This window comes from Microbacterium sp. NPDC056003 (genome assembly GCF_042274785.1).
Classification (GTDB): Bacteria; Actinomycetota; Actinomycetes; order Actinomycetales; family Microbacteriaceae; genus Microbacterium.
This window is the reverse complement of record NZ_JBHJXQ010000002.1, coordinates 88,698-102,282: the sequence shown is the minus strand read 5'-3', so window position 1 is coordinate 102,282 and position 13,585 is coordinate 88,698. Positions and strand designations below refer to the sequence as shown.

Sequence of the window (13,585 nt, the reverse complement as noted above, 5' to 3'; positions counted from 1 at the left end):
GCGCCCTCAGTGCCCCATCCCGAGACCGCCGTCCACGGGGATGACAGCGCCCGAGATGTAGGCGGCATCGTCGGACGCCATCCACGTGACGACCCCTGCGACCTCGTCCGCTGTGGCGAACCGGCCGGCGGGGATGCTCTTCTTGTATTCGGCCTGTGTGGCGTCGCCGAGCTCGGCGGTCATATCGGTCTCGATGAACCCGGGTGCCACGACGTTCGCCGTGATCCCGCGTGCCCCGAGCTCGCGGGTGAGCGAGCGTGCGAAGCCCACGAGCGCGCTCTTCGAGGCCGCGTAGTTGATCTGCCCGGCGGAGCCGTACAGTCCCACGACGCTCGAGATCAGGATGACGCGACCCCACCGGGCACGCAGCATTCCCTTCGACGCGCGCTTGACCACGCGGAACGCTCCTCCCAGGTTCGTCGCGACCACGCTGTCGAAGTCGTCCTCGGTCATGCGCAGCAGGAGCGTGTCCTTGGTGACGCCGGCGTTCGCGACCACGATCTCGACAGGACCCAGAGCCTGTTCGACCTCGGTGAAGGCGGCGTCGACGGCCGCGGCATCCGTCACATCGGCGCGCACCGTCAGCGTGCCCTCCGGACCCTCGCCGGAACGAGCAGTCACGGCCACCTTGTAGCCCTGCGCCACGAAGCGCTCGGCGATGGCGCGGCCGATGCCGCGGTTTCCGCCGGTGACGAGGACGACGCGATCGCTGGACATGATGAAGCTCCCGGAGGGTATGTGACGGATCCGGACCAGCCTAGCCGGGCAGCGTTTGACACCCCACGCCGTGCGCTGGAACGCTAAGAGCAGTCTCGAGAAAGGTCAGCCCGTGAGCGACAACACCCCCGACGCGCCCGCACCCGACCCGGCGCCGCAGCCCGGCGCCGGGTACCCGCCGCCTGCACCGCCGGCGTACGGCGCACCCCAGACGCCCCCCGCGTATGGAACGCCCCAGGCACCGTACGGAGCCGCCCCCCAGTACGGGGCCGCACCCCAGTACGGGGCCGCACCCCAGTACGGCGCTCCGGCCTACGGCTACGGCGCTCCGGCCAAGACGAACGTGCTCGCGATCGTCTCGCTCATCGCGTCGATCGTCGGATTCATCGGAATCCTGCCGTTCATCGGATCGCTCGGCGGCATCATCACCGGTCACATCTCGCTCAACCAGCTGAAGACCAACGGCGAGAACGGCCGCGGCATGGCTCTTGCCGGCACCATCGTCGGGTACGTCGGCCTCGCCCTGTGGATCCTCGGCACGATCCTGTTCTTCGCGTTCTTCGCCTGGGCCATGAACCAGGGCACCGTCTACAGTTCCTGACCGCCCCGGGCCTCTGCCGGCGCCCCGAGGGGACGCCGGCAGAGGCCGCGCGGCGTAGTCTTGAAGGACGGTGAAAAGTTCGAGTCGGCCCCAGTCCGCCACGTCGCTGCCGCGGGCGCCACGTGACGATGTCGACGCGCGGTCGACCCGGTATCTGCTCACCATGGGCGTCCGCGTCGCCTGTTTCATCCTCATGGTCGTCATCACCCCGTACGGCTGGTACACCTGGGTGTTCGGTGCCGCAGCCATCTTCCTCCCCTACATCGCCGTCGTCCTCGCCAACGTCGGCCAAGAGGCCCGGCGCAATCGCCGGGAAGATCCCGAGCGTGCACTCCCCGCGACGCCCGCCGCAGCGGGCGGTCCCCGCGCGGGCGACGTGATCCGCATCGACGAGACGCCGGCGATCGACGGGGCATCTGCCTCCTCCGCCAACCCTGCCTCCTCCGCCAACCCTGCCTCCTCCGCCAACCCTGCCTCCCCAGCCACCGCTGCCTCCCCAGCCGGGCCTGGCTCCCCAGCCACCCCTGCCTCCCCAGCCGGGCCTGCGTCCGAAGCCGCGCCCACATCCGGCAGCGCTGAGCCGGACACGACCGACGACCGCCCGGACGGCACCGCATGAGCCTCGCGCAGGACGAGCCCGTCGCCTCCGCGACCTGCTCGAGGGCAGGATGCCGCGCCGAGGCGACCTGGCGGATCGACTGGCGCAATCCGCGCATACACACCGCCGACCGCACGAAGACCTGGGTGGCGTGCGACGAGCATCGCGGCTACCTGCGGGAGTTCCTCGCCGCACGGGACTTCCCCGTCGCGGTGGAGCCGCTGCGCGCGAGCGGAGCAACCCGGTGAGCGCCCGCCGCGAAGTCAGCATGCAGTCGCTCCCGCGTGCCGGCCGCTGGGCGATCTACATCTCGCTCGCGGTCGTGTTCGCCATCGCCTGCGCGTTCCTGTCGAACTGGCAGTTCACCCGCAACGAGGAGCGGTCCGCGCAGCTTGCCCTCGTGGAAGCGAACTACGACGCGACGCCCGTTCCCCTCGACGAGCTGATCCCTGCCGGCGGCGCGCTCGACCCCGGCGACCAGTGGCACCCGGTGCGTCTGGTCGGCCAGTACGTCGTCGACGACGAGCTGCTGGTGCGCAACCGGCCGCATGGCGGCACCTCGGCGTTCGAAGTGCTCGTGCCGTTCCGTCTCATTGACGGCCGCGTGCTGCTCATCGACCGTGGATGGGTGCCGCCGGGCGACGACCAGCCCGATCCGGACGCGGTTCCGGCTGCGCCCTCGGGCGAGGTTACCGTCATCGCGCGGCTCAAGCCCGGCGAGCCGCTCCCGTCGTCGGGGCGCTCCGCGCCCGAGGGCCAGGTGCCGACGATCCACCTTCCGCTCGTCGCCGACGCCGTCTCCGCCGATGTCGGCCGTGCGCTCGAGCTGAGCGCGTACGGAGTGATGGTCTCCGAGGATCCCGCGCCCGCCGGCCGCCCCCAGGCGCTTGCGTCTCCGTCCGAAGACCCGGGCCCGCACCTCTCGTATGCGATCCAGTGGATCCTCTTCGCGGTGATGGGTTTCGTGTTCATCGGCTATGTCATCCGCACCGAGCGGCGTCACCGCCGAGAAGACGCCCAGGACGAACCGGCATCGGATGCCGCTCCCCCGCGTCCGGCGTCGCGTCGACGTGATCGAGATGCCGAGGACGAGGACGCCCTCCTCGACGCCGCGGGTCGCTGACGCCGCGGATGACGCGAGCGTGACCGGTTTCGATACGCCGCGGCTACTCGGCCACCGGGAGATCTGATCACGCGAGCGTGACCGGTTTCGATACGCCGCGGCTGAAGCCGCGGCTACTCAACCACCGGGAGATCTGATCACGCGAGCGTGATCAGATCGGCGTAGTCGCGGCCCCAGATGTCCTCGACACCGTCGGGCAGGATGAGCACGCGCTCGGGGTTGAGCGCCTCGACAGCGCCTTCGTCGTGTGAGACGAGCACGACCGCGCCCTCGTAGTGCGACAGCGCACCGAGGATTTCCTCGCGCGAGGCGGGGTCGAGGTTGTTGGTCGGCTCGTCGAGCAGGAGCATGTTCGCGCTCGAGACGACGAGCGTCGCCAGCGACAGCCGGGTCTTCTCGCCGCCGGAGAGCACGCCGGCGGGCTTGAGCACGTCGTCTCCGGTGAACAGGAACGACCCCAGCACCTTGCGGGCGTCGGCGGCGGTGATGTCCGGCGCAGCCGACATCATGTTCTCGAGGACCGACCGCGACACGTCGAGATTCTCGTGCTCCTGCGCGTAGTAGCCGACCTTGAGACCGTGACCCGGTTCGATCCTTCCGGTGTCGGGCTTGTCCACGCCCGCCAGGATCCGAAGCAGCGTGGTCTTGCCGGCGCCGTTGAGCCCCAGGACCACCACCTTCGAGCCGCGGTCGATCGCGAGGTCGACGTCGGTGAAGATCTCGAGCGAGCCGTACGACTTCGACAGCCCGGACGCCATGAGCGGCGTCTTTCCGCACGGCGCAGGCTTGGGGAAGCGCAACTTGGCGACCCGCTCCTCCTGACGCACGTCGTCGAGACCCGACAGCATCTTCTCGGCGCGCGCGACCATCTGGTGCGCCGCGGCGGCCTTCGACGCCTTCGCGCCGAACCGGGCGGCCTGCAGCTGCAGCGCCGTGGCCTTCTTCTCGACGTTGGCGCGCTCCTTCTTGCGGCGCTCCTCGTCGGCCACCCGCTGGCGCAGATAGTTCTTCCAGTTCATGTTGTAGACGTCGATGACCTGACGGTTCGCGTCGAGGTAGAAGACGCGGTTCACCGTCGCGCCGACGAGCTCGACGTCGTGACTGATGACGATGAGCCCGCCCTTGTAGCCCTTGAGGAATTCGCGCAGCCACACGACGCTGTCGGCGTCGAGGTGGTTCGTCGGCTCGTCGAGGATCATCGACTCGGCATCGGAGAAGAGGATGCGGGCGAGCTCGATGCGCCGGCGCTGACCGCCCGAGAGGGTGCGCAGCGGCTGGTCCAGGATGCGGTCCGGCAGCGAGAGATTGTGCGCGATCGAGGCCGCCTCGGCCTCGGCCGCGTAGCCGCCGAGCGCCTCGAAGCGCTCGGTGAGGTTCGCGTACTTGCGCATGGCGCGGGCCGCGGCATCCGGATCATCACTTCCCATCGCGACGGATGCGTCGTGCATGCCGAGGGCGAGGGTCCCGAGGCCGCGGGCGTCGAGGATACGGGTTCGGGCGAGCATCTCGGGATCTCCCGAGCGGGGGTCTTGCGGAAGATAGCCGAGTTCGCCGATGCGGTCGACCTTGCCGTCGGACGGCAGCAGGTCGCCCGCGAGCACCTTCGTCAGTGTGGTCTTGCCGGCGCCGTTGCGGCCCACCAGGCCGACCTTGTCGCCCGCCGAGACGCGGAACGACACGTCGGACATGAGCACGCGGGCGCCCACGCGAATCTCGAGGTCGTGCACGGCGAGCACAGCGGAAGTCCGATCCGTCGATGGAGAAGGGGAGCGGCCGAACGGCCAGCCTCCCAGTATAGGCGGCGGAGACGGTGCGGCTGCCGGGCGCCGTTCCCGCCTCGGAACGACGGGAGCCCCGGCCATACCGGCCGGGGCTCCCGCGCGAGGGGCGAGAGAATCAGCCCTGCGCCGCCGAGGCAGCGGCCGCGGCGGCCAGCTGCTCGACGATGTCGGGCAGGATCCAGGGCAGGGTGAGCGCGGTCGGAGAGATCGCGGCGACGTTCTCCTCGCCGACGATGGCTGCGACGGCGCCGGTCCCGACGGCGGGGATGAGCGCCGCGCGGTCGGACGCCAGGAAGTCGTCGATATCGGTCTGCTGTTCGGCCTGTGTGAAGAGGACGTCCGCGTCGATCTGATCGAGGTTCTCGCTGCTCACGGTCGTGTAGAAGGTCGACTCGCCGCTGTCGAGCGCCGTCACGGAATCGGCGCTCGTGAAGCCCAGGTCCTCGAGGATCTCGACGCGCGGGTCAGCGGGCAGGTACAGGTAGAACGTGTCGACGTCGTCGTCCGCGTAGGCGATCGAGAGGCCGTCGAACTCCGGATGCTCGGCCGCGGCGTCAGCGATCTGCTGATCGAGGTCGGCCAGCACGGCGTCCGCCTCATCCGCCAGGCCGAGCGCGCGACCGGTGTCGGTGATGACGTCACGCCACGGCGTGGCCCACAGCGCCTCCTCCGGCGCGATCACCGGGATGCCGGCGCCGGTCACGGCGTCGTACTCCTCCTGCGTCAGACCCGAGTACGACGCGATGAGCACGTCGGGATCGGTCGCCAGGAGCTCCTCGACCGACAGCTCGTATGCCGAGTTGTCGAGGATGACGGGGGGCTCGCCGCCGAGCTCGGTGACCGCCTCGTCGACCCACGGGGTGATGAGGTCGTCTCCGCCGCCGTACTCCGACGACGGGATGGCGACGGGCACGATGCCGAGCGCGAGGACGGCATCCGTCGCACCCCAGCCCCACGTCGCGATGCGCTCGGGCGCCTCGTCGAGCGTGGTCTCGCCGTAGATGTGCTCGAAGGTCACCGGGAAGCCGTCGGAGGCGGCGGCGTCATGCGAGCCGGAGGACTCGGGCGCTGCGGCGCCGGCGCAGCCGGAGAGCACGAGGCCGCCGGCCAGTGCGATCGCGGCGAGGGCGCTGAGGCGCAGGTGTGGAGCGGACATGGGGTCATCCTTTCGATCGCGTCAGGCCTCGTCCGCGGCGGCGTGGGCGCCGCCGGGGACGGGGATGACGAGGGGGGTGGAGGTGAGGGGGTCGGGGATCACGAGCGCGTCGAGATCGAAGGCGTTGGCCACGACATCGCGGGTGAGGACGTCGGCGGGTGCGCCGTGCGCAACCACCCGCCCGCCGCTCATGACGACGAGGTCGTCGGCGTACCGCGCGGCGAGGTTCAGCTCGTGCAGGACGACCACGATGGTCGTGCCATCCGTGCGGTTGAGCGTGCGCAGCAGATCGAGGACTTCGATCTGGTGGCTCAGGTCGAGGAACGTCGTCGGCTCGTCGAGCAGGAGCACGCGCGGCTCCTGGGCGAGGGCCATGGCGATCCACACGCGCTGACGCTGGCCGCCCGACAGGTCGCCGACAGGCCGGTCGGCCAGCGCGGCGACGCCGGTCTTCGCCATCGCATCGTCGACCCGGGCGGTGTCAGCGGCGCTCCACCGCTGGAAGACGCCGCGATGCGGGTGCCGGCCGCGCGAGACGAGCTCGGCGACCGTCAGGCCGTCGGGAGCGGTGGGATGCTGCGGCAGCAGCCCCACACTCTGCGCGAACCGGCGGCGGGGCAGGGTCTGGATGTCGATGCCGTCGAGCTCGATGCGTCCGGCGAGCGGCTGGTTCACGCGGGCGAGCACGCTCAGCAGCGTCGACTTGCCGCATGCGTTCGCGCCGATGACCATCGTGATCCGGCCGGGGGCGAAGTCGAGATCGAGGTCGTCGATCACCCGCCTGCCGGGGTAGCCGGCAGCGAGCCCGCGGGCGCTGAGGCGCGGTGCGGATGCGGAAGTCACAGGTTGCGTCCTTTCGAGGTCGCGAGGAGCCAAAGGAGGAAGACCGCGCCGATGGCTCCGGTCACCACGCCCACCGGCACAGACAGACCGGGCAGCGCGAACTGGGCGACGAGGTCGGCGGCGGCGAGCAGGCCCGCGCCGACGGCTGCGCTCGTGCCGATGCCGATGGCGCCGTGGCCGAGCAGCGGCCGGGCGATCGCCGGCGCGCACAGTGCGATGAACCCGATCGGGCCGACGAACGCGCACGTGACCGCGGTGAGCAGCACAGCCGTCAGCACGGTCACCACACGAACGCGCGAGGTCTTGACCCCGAGCGAGGCAGCGGTCGGCGCCCCCATCTGCGTGATCGGGAGCCAACGTGCGCAGGCCACCACGGCCGGAACGCACAGGACCACGACGACCAGCACGGTCACGACGCTCCACCACGGCGTTGAGGAGAGGCTGCCCGTCAGCCAGACCAGCGCCGCCTGGGCGAGCTCGACCTGGGCGCGGACCATGAGGTAGTTCGTGATCGCGACCGTCAGGAACGCGATGCCGATGCCGGCGAGGATCAGGCGGTATCCGCCGTCCGCGCGGTGCCGGCCGGCCAGCAGCAGGAACGCGGCCACCGCGAGGCCGCCCAAGAAGGCGGCGACGGCAAGCACCGGACCGCCGATCCCCAGCGTCAGGATGCCGAAGACGGCCGCGGCCCCGGCTCCTCCGCTGATGCCGAGCAGGTCGGGACTGGCGAGCGGGTTGCGCAGAAGCGACTGGAGCAGACCGCCGGCCGCGCCGAGAGCGGCGCCGACGACGAGAGCCATCACCAGCCGCGGAGCGCGCACCTGGAAGATGACGTACGACTGCGCGCGGTCTCCCCCGCCCCACAGCGTGCGCCAGACGTCGGCAGGGGCGATCGGATAGTCGCCGATCGACAGCGAGAGCATCGCGAGGAGCACGAGGGCGATGAGCACCGACGAGACGACGAGCGAACGGCGCCGGCTCACCCGGGCACGGACCTCCAGAACCGAAGCGGTCACAGGGTCACCCGCCCACGCCGGAGGACGAGCGAGATCAGCACCGGAGCACCGACGAACGCGACCACGAGGCCTGCCTGCACCTCGCCCGGCAAAGCGATGACGCGTCCGAGCACATCGGCGGCGAGGAGCACGGCGGCACCCGCAGGCGCGCCGATGGCAAGCAGCCACCGGTAGTCGCCCCCGACGACGGCGCGCAGTGCGTGCGGCACCAGCAGCCCGAGGAAGACGATCGGCCCGGCGATCGCCGTCGCACTGCCGCACAGCAGAACGGTGGCGACGATGCCGAGCGTGCGGGTGCGGGTGACACTGTGCCCGAGCCCGGTGGCGGTGTCGTCGCCCAGGGCGATGAGGTCCAGGCCGCGCGCCGACGTGAAGGCGATGACGGCTCCGATCAGGATCGGGAGCACCACGACGGCGACCGTGTCGAGACCGCGGTTGGTGAGTCCCCCGACCTGCCAGTAGCGGAACACGTCGAACGCGGTGATCGACGTCGTGAGGATCAGAGTGCTCACGGCGGTGAGCCCGGCGGTGACCGCGGCGCCGGTGAGGGCCAGCTTGGCGGGATTGGAGCCGTCGGCGCCGCGCGAGCCGATGACGGCGACGGCGACCGACGCGACAGCGGCACCGATGAAGGCGAACCACACGAAGCCCGACGGCGCAGTGACCCCCCACAGCGTGATCGCGGCGAGGACGGCGACGGAGGCCCCGGCGTTGACGCCGAGCAGTCCGGGATCAGCCAGCGGGTTGCGGGTGAGGCCCTGCATGAGCGTGCCGGCGAGGGCGAGCGACGCACCGGCGAGGATGCCGATCACCGTGCGCGGCACGCGCTGGGTGAGGATCACGCTGTGGTCGGCGAGTGACGTGTCAGGTCGCAGGAGGGCGTCGATCACCACGGACGGTGCGACGGGTCGCGCACCGATCATGAGGCTCACCAGGACCATGACCACCAGAAGCGCGATCGTGGTGAGCAGAACGAGCCTCCCGCGCCGGTCGCGGGCCGTGGTCATTCCTGTCGCTCGGCTTGTCCGAGCCGCCAATACCCCATGAAGGCGACCCGCTTCCGGTCCACACCGCAGCCCTGCACGAGGAGACGGCGCAGGCCCTTCACCATGGCGGCCTCGCCCGCGATCCAGGCGTAGAACTCTCCCTCGGAGTCCTCGGGGCTGTCCCACAGCAGATCGGTGTCGACATCGACGTCCGTGAGCTCCTGACGCCGGGGCGCGGCCGCGCGTGCGAGCGTGTCGGCGGCGGTCGTCGACCACGCGGTGACGGCCTCGGTGAGAGCGGCTCCGTGGCCGCGGCCGTCGCGCGCGAGCCATGTCACACGGAAGCCCGGAGCGACCTCGAGGGTGAGGGCGTCGGCGCGGGTCGGCACCTCGATGAAGGCGTCCACTTCGAACGAGGCGTCGAGCGACTCGAGGATCGAGCCGATCGCGGGCGCTGCGGTCTCGTCACCCGCGAGCACGAGTCGACGCGCGGTGCCCGGATGCCAGTCGAGGCCGAGACGATAGCCGTCGCTGCGCCGATCGGGTCCGACGATGACGATCTCGTCGCCGACCGACGCCGACTCGGCCCAGCTGCCCGCGGGGCCGGCGCCGTGGTGCACGACGAAGTCGACGTGCAGCAGACGCGCGTCGGCGTCGATGCGGCGCACCGTGTAGGTGCGCAGCGGGCTGCGCGATTCCGTCGGGATTCCGCGCCACGCGGTATACCAGTCGCCTGCGTCGATCATGGCCTGGTCGTGCTGGCCGATGTCGCTGAGCGAGCCGTCCGAGAGAGGCAGGATGAGCTTGATGCGCTGGTCGAGGCCGGCCGTGCCGAACACGTCGAAGTCTGGCCCGGTGAACGCGACGCGAACGAAGTGCGGCGACAATCGGTGCACATCGGCCACGGTCGCGATGTAGGGGCGATACGCGGGCCGCGTGCTGACGGCGATCGAGGTGCTCACGTAGTAAGGCTAGCCTTACCAACCTTGCTTCCCAAATCCTCCCGTCACGAATGACGGGAGACGGGTGACGTCTCGTGCGCGTGCCCCATCCGCAGGCCCGGGACCAGCGCGAGCAGCGCGAGCACCGTCGCCAGGGCGAAGACCGCCGGGAAGCCGGCCTCCGTTCCCATGAGAGCGGTGAAGACGAGGCCCATGATCGCTATGGAGGTGGCTGCGCCGACCGAGTCCGAGATGGACAGCGCCGAGGAGTTGAACCCCTGATTCTGCGGAGTCGAGTACGCAAGGGTCAGGACCGTGAGTCGCGGGTACATGAGACCCATGCCCGCGCCGGCGAACGCCCACCCGACGATGATCACCGCGGGATGCAGGCCGAACAGCGCGGTGGCGCCGGCCAGCAGGGTCGAGGTCGTCAGCAGCGCCGTGCCGATCAGGGTGATGCGCGCATTGCCGAGCCGGTCGCCGATGCGACCCTGCACATCGGCACCCGCCGCCCAGGCGATCGCGCCCGCTGTGAGACCGAGACCCGCCCACGTCGGCGAGAAGTCGTAGTGATCGATCAGCAGGTACGGAACATAGATCTCGGCACCGAACAGCGCTCCTGCGATGAGTCCGCGCATGAGGACGACGCTGGGCAGACCGCGGCGCGCGAGCAGTGTCCCCCTGGGCAGGAGCGGGCGCGACGCAAGAGCGATGACGACAGCGGATGCCGCGACCACCACCCACGCGTAGGCGCCGAGCTCGCCGGCCAGACTGAGCGCGAGGGCGCCGGCCGCGACGGCGACCGCACACGCCATGCGCGGGCCGATGCGGCCGGTCGCGGGGTCGTCGGTGTGGAGCGGAAGCCCGTGCAGGCGCAGGACCACCATCGCGAAGGCGATGACGGTGAGGGTGGCGACACCCAGGAACACCCAGCGCCAATGGAGGAACTCGGCCACCGCGCCGGCGAGGAACGGGCCGATGAGCGACGGGACCACCCACGCCGCGGAGAAGGCCGCGAACACCTTGCCGTGCAGGCTCGCGGGATAGACGCGCGCGACGACCACGTACAGCGCGACGGTCTGGCCGCCGGTGCCGAGGCCTTGCACCAGCCGGCCGGCCACGAGCACCGGCATGGCCGTCGCGAGCCCGGCGATGACGAGTCCGATGACGAACAGCACGACGGCGGTCGTGAGAGGGGCGAGCACTCCCCCGCGGTCGCACCACGCGCCCACGGCGACCATTCCGATCACGCTCGTCGCGAGGGTGCCGGCGAACGCCACGGCGTAGAGGGCGTGACCATCGAGGTCGTCGCTGACCACGGGCATCACGGTCGTCACGGCCAGCGCCTGCGTCGCCGCGAGGAAGATGAGGGCGACCGCCCCGACTGTGACCCAGACGTACCGCGGCTGCCAGATCCCCGTCTCGGTCTGGACGGGTGCAGCGCTCATCAGACCAGGCTACCCACCCGCCGGATCGCCTCGGTCAAGAGCTCGGGGGAACACCCGAAGTTGATCCGCACGTGCCCCCTGCCCTCCTCGCCGAAGAACGGGCCGAGATGGAAGGCGACCTTCGCCTCACGACGGATCTTCACCGCGGGGTTGTCACCCCACCCGACGCCCGCGAGGTCCACCCACGCCAGGAAGCCGGCATCCGGGATCCGATATCGGGCGGCGGGCACGTGCTCCGTGAGCAGCTCCGCGAGGAGCCGGCGGTTCTCGTCGAGCGCCGCGAGCTGCGCATCGAGCCAGGGATCGCTCTCCTCCGAGAAGGCGGCGACCGCGGCGAGGGCGCCGAACAGACCGGTGCGCCACTCCACCTCGTCCGGAAGCGAACGGACCGTCGCTGTGGTGGCATCGTCGGCGGTGACCATGAGCGCGCACTTGAGGCCCGCCAGATTGAACGCCTTGCTCGCGCTGACCACCGCGTAGCCGATGCGCGCGGCGACGGGTGAGGCGTCCAGGAACGGGGTGAAGGTCGCGTCGTGGTGCGTCAGCGGGGCGTGGATCTCGTCGCTGATCACGGTGGCGCCGTACGCAGCGGCGAGCTCCGCCAGCGCCGCCAGCGTCTCGCGCGCGTGCACGGTGCCGGTGGGATTGTGCGGGTTGCAGAGCAGGATCGCCCGCGCACCGCCGGCGAAGGCCGCCTCGATCCCGGCGAGGTCCAGCTCCCACCCGGTGCCGTGATCGATGAGCGGCACGCGCTCGACCACGCCGCCCGCCTCGGGGACGCACTCGAAGAACGGCGGATACACCGGGGGCGTCACGATCACGCGGTCGCCCGGCGCGATCGTGTGGCGCAGGATCTCGACGATCGCCATCATCACGTCGCATGTCGTGCGGATGCGCGCCGGGTCGGCGCTCCACCCGAACCGGCGCTGCGCGAACCCCGCGTACGCGGCTGCGACGCCGGCATCGGGTGGGGTGTACCCGGTGTCGCCGAGGGCGACGGCCCGGGTCAGCACGGCCGTGACGGCGGGCGCCTGCGGATAGTCCGTCTCGGCGACGAAGAACGGCAGCACGTCGTCACCGTACTTGCGCCACTTCGTGCTCGTCCGCTGTCTCAGCTGGTCGAGGGGAAGGGCCTGCAGGGGGGCGACGCTCATCGCTCGACCATATCGAGCGCACCCGCTGCGGCACGCACCCGCCGTCATCGAGTGAAACGCCGAGCACGTGGACGTCAGATGGCGAAGCCCAGGGCCCTCATCATGTCGCGGCCGTCATCGGTGATCCGCTCCGGACCCCACGGCGGCATCCAGACCCAGTTGATGCGGAAGCGGTCGACGACCTCGTCGAGAGCCTGGGCGGTCTGCTCCTCGAGCACGTCGGTGAGCGGGCAGCCGGCCGACGTCAGGGTCATGTGGATGACCAGCGCGTCGTTCTCGTCATCCCAGCCGAGGTCGTAGATGAGGCCGAGGTCGACGACGTTGATCCCCAGTTCGGGGTCCATGACGTCCTTGAGAGCCTCGGTGACCTCGTCGTACTTCTCGGGCGTGAGCGTTGCGGTCATGTAACGATTCTATGCTTCGGTGCCCACGGGGGCGTCGGCCGGCTCTTCCTCGCCCGCGGGGAGGTAGCGGTCGTAGCCCTCGTCCTCGAGGCGGTCGGCCAGCTCGGGGCCGCCCTCCTCGGCGATGCGGCCGCCCACCATCACGTGGACGTAGTCCGGGCGGATGTAGCGCAGGATGCGCGTGTAGTGCGTGATGAGCAGGACACCCAGGTCATTGTCGACCTTGGCGCGGTTCACACCCTCCGAGACGATCTTGAGCGCATCGACGTCGAGTCCGGAGTCGGTCTCGTCGAGGATCGCGATCTGCGGCTTGAGCAGCTCGAGCTGGAGGATCTCGTGGCGCTTCTTCTCGCCGCCCGAGAAGCCCTCGTTCACGTTGCGCTGGGCGAACTTCGGGTCCATGCGCAGCGCCTTCATCGAGGACTTGACCTCCTTCGTCCACGTGCGGATCGACGGCGCCTCGCCGTCGATGGCCGTCTTGGCGGTGCGGAGGAAGTTCGTGACGGTGACGCCGGGGATTTCGACCGGGTACTGCATCGCGAGGAACAGACCGGCCCGGGCGCGCTCGTCGACCGACATCTCCAGGACGTCCTCGCCGTCCAGCGTGATCGTGCCGCTCGTGACGGTGTACTTGGGGTGACCGGCGATCGTGTAGGCGAGCGTGGACTTGCCCGAGCCGTTGGGGCCCATGATGGCGTGCGTCTCACCGGTGCGGATGGTGAGCGTCACGCCGTTGAGGATGGGAGTGGTTCCGGCATCCGTCTCGACCGTCACGTGGAGGTCGCGGATCTCGAGGACAGACATTCAGGCTTCTCTT

General features: G+C 70.4%; 15 protein-coding genes. 4 read left to right on the top strand and 11 right to left on the bottom strand.

Annotation, left to right across the window (positions count from 1 at the left end; genetic code table 11):
* Positions 1-6: 6 nt before the first annotated feature.
* Positions 7-717, bottom strand: a complete 711-nt coding sequence (gene fabG / locus ACFC1W_RS09775) for a 3-oxoacyl-ACP reductase FabG (protein WP_375991713.1) — start codon at positions 715-717, stop codon at positions 7-9.
* Positions 718-829: 112 nt separating this feature from the next.
* Here fabG and ACFC1W_RS09770 point away from each other — a divergent pair, with 112 nt between their 5' ends.
* The 4 genes from ACFC1W_RS09770 to ACFC1W_RS09755 all read left to right on the top strand — a co-directional run bounded on the left by ACFC1W_RS09770 (position 830) and on the right by ACFC1W_RS09755 (position 3,039).
* Complete coding sequence (locus ACFC1W_RS09770; protein ID WP_375991711.1) at positions 830-1,318, top strand: DUF4190 domain-containing protein; 489 nt, start codon at positions 830-832, stop codon at positions 1,316-1,318.
* Between the two features lie 70 nt (positions 1,319-1,388).
* Entirely contained in the window at positions 1,389-1,937 is a 549-nt protein-coding gene (locus tag ACFC1W_RS09765; RefSeq protein ID WP_375991708.1) for a DUF3099 domain-containing protein, read from the top strand.
* A complete protein-coding gene (locus tag ACFC1W_RS09760) occupies positions 1,934-2,164 on the top strand; it encodes a hypothetical protein (protein ID WP_375991705.1) in 231 nt (76 codons plus the stop codon). The genes ACFC1W_RS09765 and ACFC1W_RS09760 overlap by 4 nt, the downstream gene beginning before the upstream one ends.
* 20 nt (positions 2,165-2,184) lie before the next feature.
* The gene (locus ACFC1W_RS09755; RefSeq protein WP_375992868.1) at positions 2,185-3,039 is read left to right on the top strand and encodes an SURF1 family protein; all 855 of its coding nucleotides are present in this window, start codon (positions 2,185-2,187) and stop codon (positions 3,037-3,039) included.
* A gap of 137 nt (positions 3,040-3,176) precedes the next feature.
* On the opposite strand, the gene ACFC1W_RS09750 is transcribed toward ACFC1W_RS09755, so the two are convergent.
* The 10 genes from ACFC1W_RS09750 to sufC form a co-directional block, all read right to left on the bottom strand.
* Positions 3,177-4,775 (bottom strand): ABC-F family ATP-binding cassette domain-containing protein, encoded by a 1,599-nt coding sequence (locus tag ACFC1W_RS09750; protein WP_375991702.1) that lies wholly within the window; start codon positions 4,773-4,775, stop codon positions 3,177-3,179.
* A gap of 160 nt (positions 4,776-4,935) precedes the next feature.
* A complete protein-coding gene (locus tag ACFC1W_RS09745; protein WP_375991700.1) occupies positions 4,936-5,976 on the bottom strand; it encodes an ABC transporter substrate-binding protein in 1,041 nt (346 codons plus the stop codon).
* A 21-nt stretch (positions 5,977-5,997) separates the two neighbouring features.
* Positions 5,998-6,819 carry an ABC transporter ATP-binding protein gene (locus ACFC1W_RS09740; RefSeq protein ID WP_375991697.1) on the bottom strand — a complete coding sequence of 274 codons (822 nt, stop codon included), beginning with the start codon at positions 6,817-6,819 and terminating at the stop codon, positions 5,998-6,000.
* Positions 6,816-7,835, bottom strand: a complete 1,020-nt coding sequence (locus ACFC1W_RS09735; protein WP_375991694.1) for a FecCD family ABC transporter permease — start codon at positions 7,833-7,835, stop codon at positions 6,816-6,818. The genes ACFC1W_RS09740 and ACFC1W_RS09735 overlap by 4 nt, the downstream gene beginning before the upstream one ends.
* Positions 7,832-8,842 (bottom strand): FecCD family ABC transporter permease, encoded by a 1,011-nt coding sequence (locus tag ACFC1W_RS09730; protein ID WP_375991692.1) that lies wholly within the window; start codon positions 8,840-8,842, stop codon positions 7,832-7,834. The genes ACFC1W_RS09735 and ACFC1W_RS09730 overlap by 4 nt, the downstream gene beginning before the upstream one ends.
* On the bottom strand, positions 8,839-9,783 hold the full coding sequence (locus tag ACFC1W_RS09725; RefSeq protein WP_375991689.1) for a siderophore-interacting protein: 945 nt from the start codon (positions 9,781-9,783) through the stop codon (positions 8,839-8,841). Before ACFC1W_RS09725 ends, ACFC1W_RS09730 begins: the two co-directional genes overlap by 4 nt.
* A 44-nt stretch (positions 9,784-9,827) precedes the next feature.
* Positions 9,828-11,210 (bottom strand): MFS transporter, encoded by a 1,383-nt coding sequence (locus tag ACFC1W_RS09720; protein WP_375991686.1) that lies wholly within the window; start codon positions 11,208-11,210, stop codon positions 9,828-9,830.
* A complete protein-coding gene (locus ACFC1W_RS09715; protein WP_375991683.1) occupies positions 11,210-12,364 on the bottom strand; it encodes a MalY/PatB family protein in 1,155 nt (384 codons plus the stop codon). Before ACFC1W_RS09715 ends, ACFC1W_RS09720 begins: the two co-directional genes overlap by 1 nt.
* Before the next feature lie 74 nt (positions 12,365-12,438).
* A complete protein-coding gene (locus ACFC1W_RS09710) occupies positions 12,439-12,768 on the bottom strand; it encodes a metal-sulfur cluster assembly factor (RefSeq protein ID WP_127475313.1) in 330 nt (109 codons plus the stop codon).
* A gap of 9 nt (positions 12,769-12,777) precedes the next feature.
* A complete protein-coding gene (gene sufC / locus ACFC1W_RS09705) occupies positions 12,778-13,572 on the bottom strand; it encodes a Fe-S cluster assembly ATPase SufC (RefSeq protein ID WP_375991680.1) in 795 nt (264 codons plus the stop codon).
* Positions 13,573-13,585 lie beyond the last annotated feature (13 nt).